General features: G+C 65.4%; 26 protein-coding genes. 13 read left to right on the forward strand and 13 right to left on the reverse strand.

All coding sequences use genetic code 11. The features are described from left to right. The first annotated feature begins 50 nt into the window (after window positions 1–50). Together CSQ99_RS09595 and usfY are read left to right on the forward strand one after the other, a co-directional pair. Window positions 51–368, forward strand: a complete 318-nt coding sequence (locus tag CSQ99_RS09595) for a hypothetical protein (RefSeq protein ID WP_245908834.1) — start codon at window positions 51–53, stop codon at window positions 366–368. Window positions 369–513: 145 nt separating this feature from the next. Then, window positions 514–822 (forward strand): protein UsfY, encoded by a 309-nt coding sequence (usfY, locus tag CSQ99_RS09600; RefSeq protein WP_099038840.1) that lies wholly within the window; start codon window positions 514–516, stop codon window positions 820–822. 63 nt (window positions 823–885) lie between these two features. Here usfY and mbp1 read toward each other — a convergent pair whose 3' ends face one another. From mbp1 to CSQ99_RS30945, 4 genes are all read right to left on the reverse strand, one after another. Further along, window positions 886–1,125 carry a microaggregate-binding protein 1 gene (mbp1, locus tag CSQ99_RS09605; protein ID WP_099038940.1) on the reverse strand — a complete coding sequence of 80 codons (240 nt, stop codon included), beginning with the start codon at window positions 1,123–1,125 and terminating at the stop codon, window positions 886–888. Between the two features lie 105 nt (window positions 1,126–1,230). After that, the gene (locus CSQ99_RS09610; RefSeq protein WP_099038841.1) at window positions 1,231–1,428 is read right to left on the reverse strand and encodes a hypothetical protein; all 198 of its coding nucleotides are present in this window, start codon (window positions 1,426–1,428) and stop codon (window positions 1,231–1,233) included. A 77-nt stretch (window positions 1,429–1,505) separates the two neighbouring features. Then, window positions 1,506–2,522, reverse strand: coding sequence for a DNA topoisomerase IB (locus CSQ99_RS09615; protein ID WP_099038842.1), 1,017 nt, complete (start codon window positions 2,520–2,522; stop codon window positions 1,506–1,508). Window positions 2,523–2,603: 81 nt separating this feature from the next. Next, a complete protein-coding gene (locus CSQ99_RS30945) occupies window positions 2,604–2,771 on the reverse strand; it encodes a hypothetical protein (protein WP_176560948.1) in 168 nt (55 codons plus the stop codon). Between the two features lie 121 nt (window positions 2,772–2,892). Here CSQ99_RS30945 and CSQ99_RS09620 point away from each other — a divergent pair, with 121 nt between their 5' ends. Beyond that, window positions 2,893–3,327 carry an ATP-binding protein gene (locus tag CSQ99_RS09620; protein WP_006244323.1) on the forward strand — a complete coding sequence of 145 codons (435 nt, stop codon included), beginning with the start codon at window positions 2,893–2,895 and terminating at the stop codon, window positions 3,325–3,327. 62 nt (window positions 3,328–3,389) lie between these two features. Continuing rightward, window positions 3,390–4,112: an RNA polymerase sigma factor SigF gene (locus tag CSQ99_RS09625; RefSeq protein ID WP_425437805.1), complete on the forward strand. Its 723-nt coding sequence runs from the start codon at window positions 3,390–3,392 to the stop codon at window positions 4,110–4,112. On the opposite strand, the gene CSQ99_RS09630 is transcribed toward CSQ99_RS09625, so the two are convergent. Next, entirely contained in the window at window positions 4,083–4,526 is a 444-nt protein-coding gene (locus tag CSQ99_RS09630; RefSeq protein ID WP_099038844.1) for an STAS domain-containing protein, read from the reverse strand. The genes CSQ99_RS09625 and CSQ99_RS09630 overlap by 30 nt on opposite strands. Before the next feature lie 269 nt (window positions 4,527–4,795). On the opposite strand from CSQ99_RS09630, the gene CSQ99_RS09635 reads away from it, so the two are divergent. After that, entirely contained in the window at window positions 4,796–5,335 is a 540-nt protein-coding gene (locus CSQ99_RS09635; protein WP_099038845.1) for a nucleotidyltransferase family protein, read from the forward strand. Between the two features lie 13 nt (window positions 5,336–5,348). On the opposite strand, the gene CSQ99_RS09640 is transcribed toward CSQ99_RS09635, so the two are convergent. Beyond that, window positions 5,349–5,681, reverse strand: coding sequence for a hypothetical protein (locus tag CSQ99_RS09640; RefSeq protein ID WP_099038846.1), 333 nt, complete (start codon window positions 5,679–5,681; stop codon window positions 5,349–5,351). Window positions 5,682–5,703: 22 nt separating this feature from the next. On the opposite strand from CSQ99_RS09640, the gene CSQ99_RS09645 reads away from it, so the two are divergent. Further along, window positions 5,704–6,402, forward strand: a complete 699-nt coding sequence (locus CSQ99_RS09645; protein ID WP_099038847.1) for an SDR family oxidoreductase — start codon at window positions 5,704–5,706, stop codon at window positions 6,400–6,402. Between the two features lie 51 nt (window positions 6,403–6,453). Here CSQ99_RS09645 and CSQ99_RS09650 read toward each other — a convergent pair whose 3' ends face one another. The 3 genes from CSQ99_RS09650 to CSQ99_RS09660 form a co-directional block, all read right to left on the reverse strand. After that, on the reverse strand, window positions 6,454–8,253 hold the full coding sequence (locus CSQ99_RS09650; protein WP_099038941.1) for an acetyl/propionyl/methylcrotonyl-CoA carboxylase subunit alpha: 1,800 nt from the start codon (window positions 8,251–8,253) through the stop codon (window positions 6,454–6,456). A gap of 113 nt (window positions 8,254–8,366) precedes the next feature. Then, entirely contained in the window at window positions 8,367–8,777 is a 411-nt protein-coding gene (locus tag CSQ99_RS09655) for a SufE family protein (protein WP_099038848.1), read from the reverse strand. Then, a complete protein-coding gene (locus CSQ99_RS09660; RefSeq protein ID WP_099038942.1) occupies window positions 8,774–9,661 on the reverse strand; it encodes a sulfurtransferase in 888 nt (295 codons plus the stop codon). Before CSQ99_RS09660 ends, CSQ99_RS09655 begins: the two co-directional genes overlap by 4 nt. A gap of 289 nt (window positions 9,662–9,950) precedes the next feature. Between CSQ99_RS09660 and CSQ99_RS09665 the strand changes: the two genes are divergently transcribed. The 3 genes from CSQ99_RS09665 (at window position 9,951) to CSQ99_RS09675 (ending at window position 11,271) form a co-directional block, all read left to right on the forward strand. Next, complete coding sequence (locus CSQ99_RS09665) at window positions 9,951–10,319, forward strand: hypothetical protein (RefSeq protein ID WP_099038943.1); 369 nt, start codon at window positions 9,951–9,953, stop codon at window positions 10,317–10,319. 99 nt (window positions 10,320–10,418) lie between these two features. Beyond that, entirely contained in the window at window positions 10,419–10,781 is a 363-nt protein-coding gene (locus CSQ99_RS09670; protein ID WP_099038944.1) for a hypothetical protein, read from the forward strand. Window positions 10,782–10,902: 121 nt separating this feature from the next. Further along, window positions 10,903–11,271, forward strand: a complete 369-nt coding sequence (locus CSQ99_RS09675; RefSeq protein WP_099038849.1) for a hypothetical protein — start codon at window positions 10,903–10,905, stop codon at window positions 11,269–11,271. A gap of 6 nt (window positions 11,272–11,277) precedes the next feature. On the opposite strand, the gene CSQ99_RS09680 is transcribed toward CSQ99_RS09675, so the two are convergent. The 3 genes from CSQ99_RS09680 to CSQ99_RS09690 are packed head-to-tail and all read right to left on the reverse strand — an operon-like array spanning window position 11,278 to window position 13,861. After that, on the reverse strand, window positions 11,278–11,907 hold the full coding sequence (locus CSQ99_RS09680; protein ID WP_099038850.1) for a Maf family protein: 630 nt from the start codon (window positions 11,905–11,907) through the stop codon (window positions 11,278–11,280). After that, a complete protein-coding gene (locus tag CSQ99_RS09685; RefSeq protein WP_245908835.1) occupies window positions 11,904–12,170 on the reverse strand; it encodes an acyl-CoA carboxylase subunit epsilon in 267 nt (88 codons plus the stop codon). Before CSQ99_RS09685 ends, CSQ99_RS09680 begins: the two co-directional genes overlap by 4 nt. Before the next feature lie 50 nt (window positions 12,171–12,220). Further along, window positions 12,221–13,861 carry an acyl-CoA carboxylase subunit beta gene (locus CSQ99_RS09690; RefSeq protein ID WP_099038852.1) on the reverse strand — a complete coding sequence of 547 codons (1,641 nt, stop codon included), beginning with the start codon at window positions 13,859–13,861 and terminating at the stop codon, window positions 12,221–12,223. A gap of 96 nt (window positions 13,862–13,957) precedes the next feature. On the opposite strand from CSQ99_RS09690, the gene CSQ99_RS09695 reads away from it, so the two are divergent. Next, on the forward strand, window positions 13,958–14,764 hold the full coding sequence (locus tag CSQ99_RS09695) for a biotin--[acetyl-CoA-carboxylase] ligase (protein WP_099038853.1): 807 nt from the start codon (window positions 13,958–13,960) through the stop codon (window positions 14,762–14,764). Window positions 14,765–14,786: 22 nt separating this feature from the next. Continuing rightward, a complete protein-coding gene (locus CSQ99_RS09700) occupies window positions 14,787–15,305 on the forward strand; it encodes a PH domain-containing protein (RefSeq protein ID WP_099038854.1) in 519 nt (172 codons plus the stop codon). On the opposite strand, the gene CSQ99_RS09705 is transcribed toward CSQ99_RS09700, so the two are convergent. Next, window positions 15,260–15,943: a GtrA family protein gene (locus CSQ99_RS09705; protein ID WP_099038855.1), complete on the reverse strand. Its 684-nt coding sequence runs from the start codon at window positions 15,941–15,943 to the stop codon at window positions 15,260–15,262. The genes CSQ99_RS09700 and CSQ99_RS09705 overlap by 46 nt on opposite strands. 155 nt (window positions 15,944–16,098) lie before the next feature. Between CSQ99_RS09705 and CSQ99_RS09710 the strand changes: the two genes are divergently transcribed. Both CSQ99_RS09710 and purE read left to right on the forward strand, forming a co-directional pair. After that, window positions 16,099–17,283 carry a 5-(carboxyamino)imidazole ribonucleotide synthase gene (locus CSQ99_RS09710; RefSeq protein WP_245908841.1) on the forward strand — a complete coding sequence of 395 codons (1,185 nt, stop codon included), beginning with the start codon at window positions 16,099–16,101 and terminating at the stop codon, window positions 17,281–17,283. After that, entirely contained in the window at window positions 17,276–17,791 is a 516-nt protein-coding gene (purE, locus tag CSQ99_RS09715; RefSeq protein WP_176560950.1) for a 5-(carboxyamino)imidazole ribonucleotide mutase, read from the forward strand. The genes CSQ99_RS09710 and purE overlap by 8 nt, the downstream gene beginning before the upstream one ends. The last annotated feature ends 7 nt before the right edge of the window (window positions 17,792–17,798 follow it).

Below are 17,798 nucleotides of genomic sequence, written 5' to 3' on the forward strand. Positions count from 1 at the left end.
ATCAGAGTCCTGAGCGTTTGCGACAAGATGACGCAGGAGTCCGTGATGCCATGCGCTTCGGCGCGGTCGTCGCCGTGGTCGGCGTCGCGTTTCTGATCACCGCCGCCGTATGGGTGAGTACCTGTACCGGCGCGACGGCCGACACGATGGCCTGCGGAGTGCCCCAGCGAACTCTGCTCGCCGTCGGAGCGCCCGTCATCCTGCTGCTCGGCGGGCTGCGTGCCTTCTTCCGCACATATCAGACGTGGCGTAGGCAGGAAACCTGGTGGGTATGGCAGGGGGTCGGCTGGTTCCTGCTGACCTTGATGCTGCTCGTACTGACCATGAGCATGCCGCCCCTCGCCGGGCCTGCGGTGTTCGGGGGATGACCGCCCCGGCGTAGCCGCCGACTACGCGGTGGGCAATACCCGCCCTACCAGTGATGTTCGTTTTTCACACAACGGAGTCGGGTAGTCCTACCGTTGATATCAGCCCAAGTAGGGCGGCCGCAGGTATGCCGAGAGAGGAGTACCGATGAAAGGCCCGAAGGATCCCGTCGACCATGCGCGAACGACGCGTCCGCACGCCGGGGAGTCGATGAAGGACAACAAGATCATGCCGGGGCTCATCGTGATCGGTGTGGCTCTTGTGCTGTTCGTCTCGTGCCTGGCGGCGTTTGCCACCAGACATCATGATGTCGGCTTGGTGCTGGCTTCCCTTGCCGGCGCGGGGTTCGTCGTCGGCGGTGGCTGGCTGCTGATCGAACACCTTCGTGTTCGGAAAATCGAAGAGCGTTGGTACGCAGAGCATCCCGACGCACTGAAGCAACGGCCGAGTAGTTAGGCGAGCGCGCAAGAAAAAGGCCCAGCCAATCGGCTGGACCCTTTCCGCGGAGCTGTAGAGCAGCTATCGTTGCTCAGCCTCTTGGCGCTTCTCGGCCGCCTTCGCTCCACCCCGTGCGGCTTCCGCTTCGGCTTCCTTCTGCGCCGCGTCCTGCTGGGCGTCGGCCTTGTCCTGCTGGGCCTTACCCTCGCGAACCATGTCGTCACGGCCGGTCACCGTGCCGACAGCTTCCTTTGTCTTGCCCTTGACGTCTTCGACGACGCCCTTGATGCCTTCTTCGGGGCCGCTGTTCTTCTCGGTCATATAGTTGCCTTTCGCCATTTGCAGTGGAATTGGTCCTGCCCACTTCTTGAGCGTGGGGCCGCGGGGATTGCCCCGCAATCAATGGGTTACCCGGGGCCGTGTGCGCTAAACGCGATCCTCATCCGGGTCGATTTCGACCGTCTCGAGCTGTTCCTGCCAGTCTGCTGCCGGGGCCTCCAGGGGCGGCTCGGTCGACGGCTCCGTGGAGGACTCCTCGTCCAGGTCTTGCTCGATGACCGCTCGCCTTTGGTCGGCGGCGTCGTCGACTGGGACGTCGGGGGGAAGCTCTTCGCTATCGCGCATGATGCTCAAGGATACCCTCGCCGCCAGGCCGAAAACGTTTTGGCGCTTGAGTTTTTGGCGCTCAGGACGGCCCGGTTCTAGTCCTTGGCGACCTTCCGAATCAGACGAGCGGTGCTGCTGTCCAGGATGGACTGACGCTTGGCCTGAATTCTGGTTCGCGCGGCTCTGCGGACGCCCGCCTCGATGGTCAGCCCGGACTCGTATCCTTCGACGACGCGGGGGTCAACGTAGGAAGTCCTGGCCACGGCGGGGGTGTTGCCGAGTTCCTCGGCGACCTCTTTCATAACTGCCGATTCCACGCGTTTGATCACCGACTTGTTTTCCGGAGGGTCGGTGTCGACGAATGCCGCCGCCGCCAGCACCGTGCCATGCCACGTGCGCAGGTCCTTGACCGTGTACTCGTCGCCGACGAGTTCCTTGAAGCGGCCGTTGAGATCATCGGCGTGGAGATCGGTCCAGCCGGAACCGCCGCGGCACACCAGCAACCGTTCGCTGCGATCCGGTCTGCGCATCAGCGCGCGCACCGCGCGGACCACCTGTTGATCCTCGATCAGAAGAGTCCGGCGAACCCCGCTCTTGGCCGGATAGTCGAACTCGACCGCGCTGCGGTGGAGGGTCACGTGCTCACACAGCAGGGTCGCCAGGCCGAACGAGTTGTTCTCCTCGGCGTACTGCTCTGAGCCCGAACGGAAGTAGCCGAGATCGAGCAGTCGCAGGGCCAGCGCGATCACCCGGTCACGTGTAAGCCCCCGGCCGCGGAGGTCGGACGCAATCTGTTGACGCATATCGGGAAGTCCGCCCGACATATGCAGCGCGCGGTCAAACTTCTCCTCGTTCCGTTCCTCCTGCCACTTCTGGTGATAGAGGTACTGGCGTCGTCCGGCGGCATCCGTTCCCACTGCCTGAATGTGGCCATTGGGATGCGCGCAGATCCAGACCTTCTTCCAGGCCGGCGGGATGACGAGGCCGTTGATGCGTTCGAGGGTTGCAGGATCGGTGATCGGGGCGCCGTCGGGGCCGTAGTAGGAGAAGCCGCGGCCGCGTCGGACTCGGCTCAGTCCGGGGCCGCGCAGTTCGCTACGGCGAAGCCGCATGTTTGGTGCGCGAGGAGGTGAGGGTATTGAACTCAAACCATGGCGAATTACCAACCGATACGGACGACGACATCCGTGGCATCACTGCATCATCGGAGCCAGGATGAGGAACGCCCCGGCGTAGATCGCCACCAATATCAAGATCAGTCCAACCAGGATCAGCCCGGCCGTGACGATGATCCGACGCAAAGGTCGGGCCACGTCCGAGTCTGCGCCGCCACGCCGGCTCTGCGACTCAATCTGCTTCATGACCGGGGATTACCCGGAGCGGTGGCTTGCCACACGTCATCGCTGGCGGGTTACGAGACCGCCCGTGGTTAGCTGGGAGAAGACCTGGGGTAACCTCGCTTCGACATTGCCGGGAGGTCAAATGGCCGACGTTGCTAATACGAACAACGGGCATATCCGAAACGCTGGGTCGGTCGAGCTTCGGGTCGCCGCCACGTTGGAAAATCTCGCTGTGCTCCGCACGCTCGTCGCGGCCGTGGCGACATATGAGGATCTGGACTTCGACTCCGTCGCCGATCTGCGCCTGGCGGTCGACGAAGCCTGCACGCGCCTCATCCGCTGCGCCGTTCCGGATTCCACACTTCTGCTCGTGGTCGATCCGCGCGACGACGCAGTCGTCATCCACGCATCGGCGACGTGCAAGAGTCCCGACATCCTGGCCCCGGGAAGTTTCAGCTGGCACGTGCTGAGCTCGCTGACCGACGATGTGCGCACCTTCCAGGATGGCCAGGGACCTGAGGAAGGACAGGTATTCGGGATTTCCATGACGACGAGGCGAGCGAGCTCGTTGCAGTGAGCCCTTCGACGTCACAGGGTTCGTCGTCGCGCTCGAATTCTGAGTATGCCGATGTCGCCGACATGTTCCGCGAACTGGCGGACATCCCCGAAGATACGGCTGCCTTTCAGCGGCAACGCGACCGCATCGTCGAGCGTTGCCTGCCGTTGGCAGACCACATCGCACGCCGTTTCGATGGACGCGGGGAATCCCGCGACGATCTGGTCCAGGTCGCTCGCGTAGGCCTGGTGAATGCGGTGATCCGCTTCGACGTGAACGCCGGTTCGGACTTCGTGTCATTCGCCGTACCGACAATCATGGGAGAGGTTCGACGACACTTCCGGGACAACAGTTGGTCAGTGAAGGTGCCCCGCAGGCTCAAGGAACTGCACCTGCGGCTGGGCGCCGCGACAGCGGAATTGTCCCAGCGCCTGGGTCGTGCACCCACGGCCTCTGAACTTGCCATCGAACTGGAGATGGACCGCGACGAGGTCGTCGAGGGCTTGGTTGCCGGCAGCTCGTACAACACGCTGTCGATCGACAGTGGCGGCGGAGGTAACGAGGATGCGCCGGCGATCGCCGACACGATCGGCGACGTCGACCTGGGCCTCGACCAGATCGAGAACCGAGAAGCGTTGCGGCCGTTGCTCGCAGCGCTGCCGGAACGAGAACGAACGGTGCTGTTGCTGCGCTTCTTCGAATCGCTGACGCAGACACAGATCGCCGAGCGGGTCGGCATCTCGCAGATGCATGTGTCCCGGCTGCTGGCGAAATCGTTAACGCGTCTGCGGGACCAGCTGCAGTAGGCGGTGCGGCTCACCCTGTACCACTGACAGTGCCGTCTCGACACCGCCGTAGAACGGCAGAGTCGAATCAGGATCGCAGATTCGCAGTAGTCGCGTGACGGCACCGCTGGGCACAGATGCCCATGTGATGGATTCTCCCGCGCATCGGACGTTGAGGGTGTGTAGCGCCGAAAAGCCGGAGGTACCAAAGAAATTGACGCCGCTCAAGTCGACCACCAAGCGGTGGATGCGCCCCCCGTGTCGGAGCGCATAGTCGATGAGTTCGTGCGCATTCGCCGCGTCGATCTCGCCCTGCACCGTGATGACGACGGTGTTCGGCTGTGACCATCGGATGGCGAAATGCGCCAAATCGGACTCGGCGCGCTCGACGAGGGATTCCGGCGTTACCGGCTGGGGATACGTTGTGCTCGACATTGTGACTCCATCAGTGGTGAATACGACGATTCGTACTGTGGCTCACGTCAAAATTGGCCCTGCGCTTTTGAAAGCCTCGCTGCAGTGCGGTTGATCCGCCCTGCCAGTCGATGACGCTTGCAGCTGGCTGTGATTTCAACCTTCCTCGACCCTACGCCCCAGGGTCTGAGAACGACAATCTGAATGACGAGTACGTAATAATGCCAGTTCACAGCGCCGAACGTGACCGAAGTTTGTCTGAGACGCCTGATGGGCCCACACTTGGGCACATGTCGCCCACGGCCGCCGGTGTACTGCTGGCGGCCGGAGCTGGCACCCGGTTCGGTATGCCGAAAGTTCTTGCTGCGCAGGGTGAATGGCTGATTTGCGCGGTCGCGGCGTTGCATCGGGGCGGGTGCGACGATGTCGTCGTCGTATTGGGCGCGGCGATCGTCGATGTGCCGGCACCCGCCCGTGTGGTCGTTGCAACCGACTGGTCAGACGGACTCTCTGCCTCGCTGCGTGCGGGCCTGAGGGCCGTCGAGGCCGACTTCGCGGTACTGCACACCGTCGATACGCCTGATGTGGGTGCCGACGTGGTGGTGCGGGTGCTGGCAGCAGCGCAATCGTCGTCGTCGGGCTTGGCAAGAGCGGTCTACGGCGATGCGCCCGGCCATCCCGTCGTCGTGGCGAACCGGCATTGGCCCGAACTGCTGCGTGGATTACATGGCGATGAGGGTGCGCGGGCTTTTCTTGCCGCGCGCCGCGACGTCATCGCCGTGGACTGTTCGGACCTTGCGACGGGCCGCGACATCGACACCCCCGGCTGAGCAGGCGATCGGGTCAGTCGCCGACCGTAAGCCCGAGCATCGCCGTCGCGAATCGACGAACCGACTGCTCGGCGGTTGCGACGGCGTCGTCGTGGCCCTCACGCGCCCTGGTCGTCAACGTGGCGGCGAGCGGGTCGACACGCACCTCCGCCAGCATCTCGCCGGTCGTCGGTTCGCAGACCGCCCATGTGTAACCGGTGTCGGCGGCCCAGTGCGCGGTACAGCGTGCGATGTAGCCGGGGTCGGACTCACCCATCGACGCCAGTGCGGGGCGGTCGTCGATCAACTCGTCGTCCCGCAGCGCTCGCAGGTACCAAGCTCCTGCATTGATCTCGACGGGCTCCACGCGTCGATGGTAGGCATGGGCTATGAAGATCACAGTGATGGGTGCCAGCGGTCTGATCGGCACCAAGGTGGCCGCTCTACTGGCCGCCGACGGGCACGAGGTGATCGCGGCATCCCGCGGATCCGGTGCGGACGTGCTCACCGGTGAGGGACTGGGCGAAGCATTGGCAGGCGCCGACGCGATTGTCGACGTCACGAATTCCCCGTCGTTCGAAGACGGCCCGGTAATGGAGTTCTTCACCAAGGCGACCACGAATGTCGTTGCCGCCGCTAAGAACGCCGGGGTCGGCCACTACGTGGTGTTGTCGATCGTCGGGGTGGACGGACTCCCCGACAGCGGCTACATGCGGGCCAAGGTCGCCCAGGAGAAGCTGCTCATCGAATCCGGAATGCCGTACACGATCGTGCGCGCCACCCAGTTCGCCGAGTTCACCGACGCCATCACCGGTTCGATGACGGTCGGCGACGAGGTACACGTGCCCGACGCGCTGATCCAGCCCATTCCGGCGGACAGGGTCGCCTCCGACGTCGCGCGCGCCGCCGTCGCAGGGCCGCTCAACGGTGTCGTGAATATCGGTGGGCCACAGAAGATCCCGTTCGAACAGATGGCTCGCGAGTCGCTGGCCCGGCAAGGGGACGCCACGAAGACCGTCCTCGTCGACCCCGAGGCCACCTACTTCGGCACGCCCGTACAGCGCAACAGCCTCGTCACGCCCGACTGATAGCGATTTCGGTGCGCTCGCGATCGCTACGCGGACGTATGCGCACCGAGGTCACTTGATTTCGGCCAACACCGTGCCCTGCGTGACGGCCGCGCCCGACTCGACCGCAAGGCCGGTGATGACGCCGTCTTTGTGCGCGGTGACGGGGTTCTCCATCTTCATCGCCTCGAGGACCACGACGAGATCGCCGGAGGCAACCTCCTGACCCTCTTCGACAGCGACCTTGACCACGGTGCCCTGCATCGGCGCGGTGACCGCGTCGCCGGACGCTGCCACACCCCCGTGCGAGCCGCGCTTACGTGGCTTGGGCTTCTTGCGCACGACGGCGCCGCCCGCGGGGGCGCCGCCGCCACCGCCGATGGCCAGATCGCCGGGCAGGGACACCTCGAGGCGTCGACCGCCCACCTCGACGACGACCGTCTGCCGGGGGATGGTGTCTTCCTCTTCGACGGCTTCGCCGCCGGTGAAGGGTTCGACGGTGTTGTCCCACTCGGTCTCGATCCACCGGGTATGGACGTCGAACTTCTCGCCGTCACCGATGAACGCCGGATCGGCGACCACCGCGCGGTGGAACGGGATCACCGTCGCCAGGCCTTCGACGTGGAACTCTGCCAGCGCGCGACGGGAGCGGGCCAGCGCCTCCTCGCGCGTGGCGCCGCTGACGATCAGCTTGGACAGCATCGAGTCGAATTGGCCGCCGATCACCGAGCCGGCCTCGACACCCGAGTCCAGCCGCACACCGGGGCCGGTCGGGATGTCATAGCGGGTGACCGGTCCGGGGGCAGGCAGGAAGCCGCGGCCGGCGTCCTCCCCGTTGATGCGGAACTCGAACGAGTGACCGCGCGGCGTCGGGTCTTCGGTGATGTCGAGGGCCTCGCCGTTGGCGATCTTGAACTGCTGCAGGACCAGATCGATACCGGCGGTCTCCTCGGTGACCGGGTGCTCGACCTGCAGGCGTGTGTTCACCTCGAGGAACGAGATCAGCCCGTCCTGGCCGACGAGGTACTCGACGGTGCCTGCGCCGTAGTAGCCGGCCTCCTTGCAGATGCGCTTGGCGGATTCGTGGATCTCCTTGCGCTGCGCGTCGGTCAGGAATGGCGCGGGTGCCTCCTCGACGAGCTTCTGGAAGCGCCGCTGCAGCGAGCAGTCGCGGGTGCCTGCGACAACGACATTGCCGTGGGTGTCGGCGATCACCTGAGCCTCCACGTGGCGCGGCTTGTCCAGGTAGCGCTCGACGAAGCATTCGCCGCGGCCGAACGCCGCGACCGCCTCGCGGGTGGCCGACTCGAACAGCTCAGGTATCTCCTCGAGCGTGCGGGCGACCTTCATGCCGCGACCGCCGCCGCCGAAGGCGGCCTTGATGGCCACGGGGACGCCGTATTCCTTGGCGAAGGCCACGACCTCGTCGGCGTCCTTGACCGGATCCGGGGTGCCCGGCACAAGTGGCGCCTCGGCGCGGGCGGCGATGTGGCGAGCGGTGACCTTGTCGCCGAGATCACGGATGGACTGCGGGCTCGGGCCGATCCAGATCAACCCGGCGTCGAGTACCGCCTGAGCGAATTCGGCGTTCTCCGAAAGGAATCCGTAGCCGGGGTGGATCGCGTTGGCACCGGACTTCTCGGCGGCGTCCAGGATCTTCTCGAAGACGAGGTAGGACTCCGCCGACGTCTGGCCACCGAGTGCGAAGGCCTCGTCGGCGAGCCGCACGTGAGGCGCTTCGGCGTCAGGTTCGGCGTACACGGCCACGCTTCCCAGCCCGGCATCCTTGGCTGCCCGGATCACCCTGACCGCGATCTCCCCGCGGTTGGCGACCAGCACCTTGGAGATCTTTGAGCTGGCGTGACTTGCCACTGCGCCTCCTGACGGCATGTTTTTTAAGAAACGTCTTTAAGAATGTATCGGAGGCAGTTTATGAGACAACGAGGGGACCAGATGACGCGGTGCCTCCAACACCCGAGCGGCTCTCAGCGCAGGTGGCGTTTGATGCGCGCCAGCATCGCCGACATGCCGCGCAGCCGCAGCGGGCTGATCAGCGCGGCAAGGCCGAGCTCGCTGTAAAAGTCGTCGGGCACCGCGAGGATGTCCTCGGCGGTTTGGGTGTCGAGGCCGGCCGCGAGAATCGCGGCGAAACCGCGGGTGGTCGGGGCCTCGGCGGGAGCGCTGAAGTGCAACCGGACGTGGTCGCGGTCGGCGGCATCGACGTGCAGGAACAGCGGTGATTGGCATTCGGGCACCGGCTCCATGGCGGACTCTTCGAGGTCGGCGGGCAGCGGCGGCAACTCGCCGGCGAACTCGAGCAGCAATTGCAGTTTGTCCTGCCCCTGCATTTCCTTGAAGTCCGACACCACCTCGGCCAGCGCGGCCGGCATACTCATGGCGCTTCGCCGGGATCTTCCCCGACAGCCACTGGCACCCGCACGGCGTTGCCCCATTCGGTCCAGGAGCCGTCGTAGTTGCGCACACCTTCGCGTCCCAGCAGGTGCGTCAGCACGAACCACGTGTGGCTGCTTCGCTCGCCGATGCGGCAGTAGACGACCGTCTTGTCGTCGGGGGAGACGAAGCTGTACAGCTCGTCGAGTTCGGCGCGGCTGCGGAACTGACCGTTGTCCTTGGCCGCCTTGCCCCAGGGGATCGAGCGGGCGGTCGGAATGTGCCCGCCCCGCAGCGCGCCCTCCTCCGGGTAGTCCGGCATGTGCGTGCGCTCGCCGGTGTACTCCTGCGGTGAACGGACGTCGATCAGCGGCTGGGCGCCGAGCACGTCCAGCACATCGTCCTTGAAGGCGCGGATCGGTGCATCGTCACGTTCGACGACGGGGTAGCCGGTGGTCCGCTTGGAGGGCACGTCGAGGTTGGTGTCGCGGCCGTCGGAGATCCACAGGTTGCGTCCGCCGTCGAGCAGACGCACATCGGGGTGGCCGAACAAGGTGAACACCCACAGCGCGTAGGCCGCCCACCAGTTGCTCTTGTCGCCGTAGATCACCACGGTGTCGTCGCGCGCGATGCCCTTGCGGTCCATCAGCTCGGCGAACTGGGCGCCATCGATGTAGTCACGGACCTTCGGGTCGTTGAGGTCGGTGTGCCAGTCGATCTTCACCGCGCCCGGGATGTGGCCGGTGTCGTACAGCAGCACGTCCTCGTCAGATTCGACGATGGCCAAGCCGGGCCGGCCGAGGTTGCCCGACAACCAGTCAGGGGTGACCAGGCGTTCCGGGTGGGCGTAGGACTGCAGAGCAGGGCTGGGATCAGCAGGTAGCGGCACGTCACCGAGCCTACCGGGCAGGTGTGGGCCGGTTTGGGCGCGATCGCGTCCAGTTCGGCGCGGTATCGGATCACGCATTCGGTGGCCCGCCGAAACGCGGGAGCAGGGCCGGTTCTCCTGCTTGAGTGCTGCGCGAATCCTGTTGGTTTGCTGGGGAACAGAGCGTCCGCCCTGCGGCGGTCTTACAGTTACCTGAACGTCAGCAGACTGCGGAACAAAGCCGATCCGCCGCTTTGAAGAGGAAGCGATGTTCGTCTGGCTGATCGCACTTCTATACGAGGGGCTCCCTGTGAAGAAGAAGCTTGTTGCAGCAATCGCCGCGGCGTGCGCCGTGCTGGGTGGTGGGATCGTTGCCGCAGGGCCGGCGGGAGCACACGCCGATGACGGGTTGATCCAGTACGCGGAACCGGACCCGCTGTGGGTGATGCCGGACCTCAAGGACCGGATCTTGTCTCAGGCAGAACAAGAGGTCGAGGTCGACGTGGAACAAATGCCCCTGGTTTTCGAGGTCGTCGCCCCGAACCACGAGCCCGTGTACAACCTGCAGAACTGGGTGGTGTGCGGAGAGTCGCCGGCGGCGGGGAGCAAGCTCTCGGCGAAGACGAAGTCCGTGACATTGGACGTGGAGCGTCCCGGCGGGACGCACTGCGGCGCCTAGACCTCGCGACTGGATTGACGGCCGCGTCACCCGAAGTCGTGCTCGAATCGTTATTTAAGAGCTGACAGCCGCTCTGCGGCCACCACTATGGTTCTCCAAATGGGGCTGAAGGGTGTAAAGAGGCAGGTGCGAGACGTCGCGGTGGGTGCGGCTTCGTTTGGGATGCTGATCGCAGGTGTGGTTTTCACCGCACCCCCAGCGGTGGCGCAGGACACGGAGACGTGGACGATGCCCACCCTCAGGGGGACGGGGTTGCAGACGGCAGTCGACAGCGTCTTGGAGACTGCGGGGCCGGACAACGTCACGTTCAACATCTACGACGCAGTCAACAATCAGGTGGTGTACAACTATCCCTCCTGGGTGGTGTGCGGGCAGTCTCCTGGCCCCGAGGCCACCGTGAAGATCGGTGCTAAACCACAGCGGGTGACCTTGGCGCTCAAGCGTCGTCTTGCCGGCTGCTAGTTCGGTAGCAGGTGGCGGCTCACGGCCCACGCGTCTAGATCGACGCGCGGAACCGTTCTCGTAATCCAATGGTTACCTGGCGTTTCGCCGTTGGTTTGCAGCCAGCACTAAGGTCCCCGGCATGGAGTTCACAGGGTTCAAGAGGCAGGTAGGGAGCGTCGCGGTGGCGGCGGCTTCCTTTGCGATGCTCGTGACGGCTGCCGGATTCGCTGCACCCATCGCTGCGGCGGAGGAGTCCGACGCAGAAACCTGGACGATGCCCGACACCGAGAGCAACATGCTGGAGAATGCGGTAGCCGCGACGTACGAAGCCGCGGGTACCGAAAACGTCGAGATTGAGTTCGCCGTCAGCGGCGTCAATCAGGTGGTGTACAACTACGCCAATTGGCGGGTGTGCGGGCAGTCGCCCTCGGCGGATGAGGAAGTGGAAGTTACCGCTGAGCCTGCCACGGTTGAGTTCGAAGTGGCTCGGCCGGGTGGATGTGAGTAGCCGAGATCAGTACGACCAAAGGTCCGTGATCTTCAGCCCTGCGTCCCGTACCAATCGGTAGACAAGTGGCAAGCTGACCCCGATGACGTTGGATGGGTCGCCCTCGATTCGGTCGATGAACCAGCCACCGAACCCGTCCAGGGTGAACGCGCCTGCGACGTTGATGGGCTCGCCGCTCTCGATATAGCGGGCCAGGTCTTCCTGCGGCGGTCTTCCGAAATGCACCGTGGTGCTGCCGGTGTCGCCCTCGGTATGGGTGATGACGCCTGCGGTGAGGCGCAACAGCGCGTGGCCGGTGAGCAGGTGGCCGGTGGATCCCGTCATCGACACCCATTGGCGCAGAGCAACTTCAGCGGAGCCGGGCTTCCCGCGCAGCTCGCCTGCCAGGTAGAGCATTGAATCGCAGCCGAGCACCAGACAGTCATCGAGTAAGTCCTCGGGTAGCTGCGCGGCGACGCTGAGCGCCTTGGCGTTGGCGAGCTTGGCCACCACGGCCTCCGGCGGTAGGTCCGGATCGAGCGACGCTATCAACGCGTCCTCGTCGACATCGGAGACGATGACGAGTGGGTCGATTCCGGCCTGGCGCAACACCTTACGGCGACCGGCTGATGCTGATGCGAGAACGAATCGCGTCATCGATGGCGCAGGTGAGTCCGTCCCTGCAGCGTCACCTTCTGCCAGCTGAAGAACGAATAGCGCAGCCGGTCAACCGGATGGCCCCACAGGTTTTCTTCCTGCTCCCGTGGCTCGGCAGGGGTCCCCGAAGCGGCGGCCAGGACGGCGATGACCGCGCCGACCTCGAGTTCGGTCGGGCGGCCCTTGACGATCTGGATGTGCGGCTCGTGCGCGTGCTGCTCTTCGGCCACAGGCTCGTCGGCCACGGTCTCGTCCCCGCTCACTGCTGTTGAATCGTTCGCCCCGCTCACAGCTGTTGAATCGTTCGCCCCGCTCACAGTGGAATGTTCCCGTGCTTCTTCGGCGGCACCTGCGTCACCTTGCGTTCGAGCAGGCGCAGCGCGGTGGCGACGTAGCCGCGGGTGTGCGACGGCGGGATCACCGCGTCGACATAACCGCGTTCGGCCGCGATGTACGGGTTCACCAGGGTGTCCTCGTAGGTCTGCTGCAGCTCGAGGCGAAGCGCGTCGACGTCTTTGCCCTCCTTGGCGGCCTGCCCCAGCTCCTGCCGGTAGACGAACCCGACCGCACCCGCGGCGCCCATCACCGCGATCTGCGCGGTCGGCCAGGCCACGTTGACGTCGGCGCCCATCTCCTTGGAGCCCATGACGCAGTACGCGCCGCCGTACGCCTTTCGGGTGATCACGGTGATCTTGGCGACCGTGGCCTCGCCGTAGGCGTAGAGCAGCTTGGCTCCGCGGCGGATGATGCCGTTATATTCCTGTTCGGTGCCCGGCAGGAAGCCCGGCACGTCGACCAGCATCACGATCGGCACGTTGAAGCAGTCGCACGTGCGGATGAACCGTGCGGCCTTCTCTGAGGCGTTGATGTCCAGGCAGCCTGCGAATTGGGTCGGCTGGTTGGCGACGATGCCCACCGGGCGGCCTTCGATCCGGCCGAACCCGACCAAGATGTTTCCGGCATAGCCGGCCTGCACCTCGAGGAACTCGTCGTCGTCGAGGATGCGGGTGATGACCTCGTGCATGTCGTAGGGCTGGTTCGGCGAATCGGGGATCAACGTGTCCAGTTCGACGTCCTCGTCGGTGAGGTTGTCCTCGATCGCCCCGTCGGGAACCGCGGCCGGGTAGCGCGGTGGGTCCGCATAGTTGTTGCTCGGCAAATATGACAACAGTTCGCGGACATAGTCGAACGCGTCCTGCTCGCCGGTCGCCACGTAGTGCGCGGTGCCGGACTTGGCCATGTGGGTGTGCGCGCCGCCGAGTTCCTCCATCGTGACGTCTTCACCGGTGACGGTCTTGATCACGTCCGGCCCGGTGATGAACATCTGGCTGGTCTGGTCGACCATGACGACGAAGTCGGTCAGTGCGGGGGAGTACACGTGGCCGCCCGCGGCGGCGCCCATGATCAGCGAGATCTGCGGGATGACCCCTGAGGCCATGATGTTGTTGTGAAAGATCTTGCTGTACAGGCCGAGTGACACCACACCCTCTTGGATTCGTGCGCCCGCGCCGTCGTTGATGCCGATGAGCGGGCGACCCGTCTTGATCGCAAGCTCCTGGACCTTGACGATCTTCTCGCCGTAGACCTCGCCGAGGCTGCCGCCGAACACCGAGACGTCCTGGCTGAAGATGCAGATCTCGCGGCCGTCGATGGTGCCGTAGCCGGTCACCACACCGTCGCCGAAGGGGCGCTTGTCGGCCAGCCCGAAGTTCGTGCTGCGGTGCCGGGCCAGAGCGTCGAGTTCGACGAACGAGCCCTCGTCCAGCAGCGCGAGGATGCGCTCACGCGCGGTCAGCTTGCCCTTGGCATGAATCTTCTCCACGGCCGCCTCGCCGACCGGGTGCAGCGTTTCTTCGGCGCGCTTGCGCAGATCGGCCAGCTTGCCCGCGGTGGTGTGGATGTCGATCTCGTGCTCGCCCGAGGGCTCGACCGACTGATCGCTAACGCTCGTCATGAGGGTCGATGCTAACGAACGATCGGGACGGCGCGGACGGCGCGTCCTTAATATCTCCTTAAGCAGGCTCGCGCCGCATCACCTAGGTTTGGGCCCGTGACTGCGCAGCGGGCCCCCCTCGACGAAACCGCATTGCGCGCCGCCATCGGAGGCGGCGCGGTATGGCAGACGGTCGAGGTGGTCGCCGAGACCGGATCCACCAATTCCGACCTGATCGCGCGCGCCAACGGCGGCGCCCCCATCGCGGGTGCGGTCCTGATCGCCGAGCACCAGACCGCAGGCCGGGGCAGGCAGGGGCGCAGCTGGGCCGCCGCGCGATACGCGCAGATCAGCATGTCGGTGGCGATCGACGCGGCGGGGGTGCCCACCGACGGTTGGGGATGGCTGCCCTTGGCGACCGGGGTGGCCATCGTCGACACGGTGACCGCCCTCGGTATCGACGCCGGATTGAAATGGCCCAACGACGTGCTCGCCGGTGGCGGCAAGCTGGCAGGAATTCTCGCCGAGGTCGCCGCCGAGCAGCGGGCGGTCGTCGTCGGCATCGGTCTCAATGTGTCGCTGAGCGCTGACGAGGTCGGCGTCGACGGTGTCACTTCACTCGTCGGCCTCGGGGTGACGGCACCAGATCGCCAGCGCGTGGTCATCGAGCTGCTGAGTGCGTTGGGGCAGCGCATCGACGCGTGGCGACGCGCTCGTGGCGCCGACCCGAAACTGATCGCCGATTACCGTGCCCGCAGTCTGACCCTCGGGATGGGAGTGCGCGCGCTCCTTCCCGGCGAGCGCGAGATCGTCGGGGTCGCGCGCGATATCGACGTCCAGGGCCGACTCATCATCGACGCCGACGGCGACACGACGACGGTGGCCGCGGGTGACATCGTGCACTTGCGACCCGCGGGTAGCTGATCGGGGAATAGGGTCTTCGCTTATGGGATATCCGGAAAAAGTGCTCGCCAAAGACGAGCACGTGGTGCTACACCGCCACCCGCATTGGAAGCGGCTGATCGGCCCCGTCCTGATCCTGTTGGTGATCACCGCGGTCGCGACGTTCGCCGCCGGCTACGTCAACACCACCAACTGGGATCCCACCGCCCGTAACGTGGTGATGATCGTCATCGCCGTCGTGTGGGTGATCATCGTCGGGTGGCTGACGATATGGCCGTTCCTCAATTGGTGGACAACGCATTTCGTCATCACCGACCGCAGGGTGATGTTCCGCCACGGGCTGCTGACCCGTTCGGGCATCGACATCCCGCTTGCGCGGATCAACAGCGTCGAATTCCGTCACGGTGTTCTCGATCGCATGTTGCGCACCGGCACGCTGATCATCGAGTCAGCGTCTCAGGATCCCCTGGAGTTCATGGACATCCCGCGAGTGGAAGAGGTCCACTCGCTGCTGTATCACGAAGTCTTCGACACCCTGGGTTCGGAGGAATCGCCGAGCTGAGCCAGTCGCCGCGCGCGCCGGGTCGGCCTGCGCAACGGCGTCACGTTGCCGTCCGCGTCGATGCCGTGCAGAGCGGGGTCGTGCACATCTTCGACGGCCTCTGCGATGCCCCCGTCGGTGAGCGTGGCCTCTAGCGCCTTGTCCGGGTTGCGACCGAACTCGTCCGGGAACACCCAGCGTCGGAACGCCCAGAAGCGGAAGGCCATCTGCAAAAGGTTGCCGATGATGTAGGCCGCGACGAAGTCGGCGATGTTCTCCACCGTCAGGCTGACTTCGGGGACACGCAGCATCAGCACGTAGCTGGAGAACCACAGCGGGGCCATCGAGAGCAGCACGCCGACGCCACTGAACGCGAAGAACATCAGCGCCTCGTGGTGACGCTCCCGGCCGCCGCGGTCGCGGAAGCTCCATTCGCGGTTGAGGATGTAGGACGCGATCACCGCGACGACGCCTGCGATGATCTTCGCCGTCACAGGCTTGGGCTCCAGCACCGTGAGCTTCAGCGTGAAGAAGACCGTCGAGTCGATGACAAAGGTGGTGGCGCCGACGATCGCGAACTTGATGAGCTCGTGGTGCCGTTCGAAGTACGGCCGGATCGGGCTTGGCAGCCGCGCGATCGTGGCATCGGTGAAGGACACAACAGGGCAGTCTACGGAAATCGGCCACGTCACGCGTACCCGTGCAGGTCACCGACGGTAAGTAAAGGTCGGGCGCATGACAACATAGGTCCGTGCCGCGCAATCCGACTGTGCTCTCTGGCGGACGACGGGAGCACCAAATGCCTGTCGTGACGATGATCGGCGGTGGACAGCTGGCCAGGATGACTCACCAGGCCGCGATCGCGCTGGGGCAGACGCTACGTGTGTTGGCCGTCACACCCGATGATCCGGCGGCGCAGGTGACTCCGGACGTGGTGATCGGTTCGCACGACGACCTCGATGCGCTGCGGCGTGCCGCGGTCGGCGCCGATGCGTTGACGTTCGACCACGAACATGTCCCGACCGAGATGCTCGAGAAGCTGATCGCCGAAGGCGTGAATGTCGCGCCGCCGCCGACAGCGTTGATCCACGCCCAGGACAAACTGGTCATGCGGCGGCGACTGGAGGCCCTTGGAGCGCCGGTGCCGCGGTTCGCGGCCGTGACGTCACCGTCGGACGTGGATGAGTTCGCCGCGGGGTCGGACGCGGACCTGGTGATCAAGACCGTCCGCGGCGGCTACGACGGGCGCGGGGTGACGCTGGCACGCGATAGGGCCCATGCCCGCGAGGTGGCTGCCGAGTATCTGGCGGCAGGCGTCGACGTCCTCGTCGAGGAGAAGGTGATGATGCGGCGCGAACTCGCCGCGCTGGTGGCGCGCTCGCCGTTTGGACAGGGTGCCGCATGGCCGGTCGTGCACACCGTGCAGCGTGACGGCATCTGCGTGGAGGTCATCGCTCCCGCCCCCGCACTCGACGACGAACTTGCGGGTGCCGCGGGAGGACTGGCGTTGCGACTGGCCGACGAACTCGGTGTCGTCGGGCTGCTGGCGGTCGAGCTGTTCGAAACCGTCGAGGGCGGGCTGTTGGTCAACGAATTGGCCATGCGACCACACAATTCGGGCCATTGGACGATGGACGGTGCGCGCACCAGTCAGTTCGAACAACATCTTCGTGCGGTGCTCGACTATCCGTTGGGGGATACATCGCCCATCGCGCCGGTGACCGTCATGGCGAATGTGCTTGGCGCTCAACAGACCCCGACGATGGCCATGGACGAGCGACTGCATCATCTGTTCGGCCGGATGCCCGAGGCCAAGGTGCATCTGTACGGAAAGGGCGAACGTCCCGGCCGCAAGATCGGCCACGTCAACGTCCTCGGCCGGCCAGGCGGGTCGCCAGATGACGCGGCGTATGTCGAGGATGTGCGGGAACGCGCGATGCGGGCCGCACACTGGTTGTCGCATGCCGAATGGACAGATGGGTGGAGTGGACATGCCTGAGGACGCCAAGCCGCGCGTCGGCGTGATCATGGGCAGCGACAGCGACTGGTCGGTGATGGAGGACGCGGCGCACGCACTGGCCGAGTTCGACGTGCCGTTCGAGGTCGGAGTCGTTTCGGCGCATCGCACGCCCGATCGCATGCTCGAGTACGCGAAGACGGCCGCCGCGCGCGGCATCGAGGTGATCATCGCCGGTGCAGGCGGAGCCGCGCACTTGCCCGGCATGGTGGCCTCGGCGACACCGCTGCCCGTCATCGGCGTTCCGGTGCCATTGGCCAAGCTCGACGGCCTCGACTCGCTGCTGTCGATCGTGCAGATGCCTGCCGGTGTGCCCGTGGCCACCGTGTCGATCGGCGGCGCCCGCAACGCGGGACTGCTGGCGGTGCGAATCCTCGGGTCCTCGGATGCCGCGCTGCGCCAGCGCGTCGAGGATTTCCAGACCGAGCTGGCCCATATGGTCCTGCAAAAGGATGCGGCGCTGCGCGATCGGCTCCTGGGCAATAAGTAGCCGCGAA

This window comes from Mycobacterium neglectum, from assembly GCF_002591975.1.
GTDB lineage: Bacteria > Actinomycetota > Actinomycetes > Mycobacteriales > Mycobacteriaceae > Mycobacterium > Mycobacterium neglectum.